At 42.7% G+C, this 735-nt stretch carries 2 protein-coding genes; both read right to left on the reverse strand.

Features of this window, described 5'->3' with window-relative positions; all coding sequences use genetic code 11:
• Window positions 1-164 (reverse strand): 3-hydroxyacyl-CoA dehydrogenase NAD-binding domain-containing protein (locus A3735_RS29360; RefSeq protein ID WP_231882663.1); only part of this gene is annotated, 164 nt, incomplete at its 3' end.
• A 150-nt stretch (window positions 165-314) separates the two neighbouring features.
• Window positions 315-735, reverse strand: a 421-nt coding sequence (locus A3735_RS31480; protein WP_068638947.1) for an STAS domain-containing protein, incomplete at its 5' end; no start/stop codon positions are given.

The raw sequence follows: 735 nt of genomic DNA on the forward strand, positions 1-735 counted from the left end.
GGCAGATACTTGGTATTAACCCTGGTTTGAATAATGGACTCTACGGATTCTTCACTGCGCATCCATAAATATGTCTTAATCCCGGCTTCGGCAGCAATATTAGCAATCGCAGTTCCAAAACTTCCACCACCCAGAACAGCGATAGCCGATTTGCTATGTGACATGATTTAAGATCTCTTGTTTAGTTGATTAGACTTGTTTGCCAGCTCTTTTTGCTGCAAGACAATAATAGAAGGTCACAAGAGAAACCTGAAGCAGGAAAGCCAAAATACTTTGCTTCCTGACATAATATTAATAACTAAGCTTTATTCACCTTAGCCCGCAACAAAGGCCTGTTCCTCTACATCGCCTTCAAGTGTCGCCACTAAGTCTTTGAACTGTTCACGGTTGTGCTCGTTCAGGTTCATCAAAACCTTGTGAGCATTGAGAACATTGGTTCTTAATTCTTCTTCGGTAATATCTTGGGGTGCCAGCTCAGTCAGTCGTTGGCTCGAGTCTGCCGGTTCAGTTAGAATAAGATAGACACTTTCGAAGCCCATTGTCGTTATGACACGAGTAATGTCAGGGTTAGTCGATACAATGGAAGGCAAGAAGTGGCTTTTTTGCTTCGCCTGAATAGCCAAGCGAGCAAGCAAACCTAAAGTGGTACTGTCAATTAAAGTCGTCTCACTCAAATCAACAACGATTGATGCAAATTCAGGGTCAGACGTCATTGCTTCAATAGCAGAGTCAATC

The sequence above is a fragment of the Oleiphilus sp. HI0061 genome, from assembly GCF_001635675.1.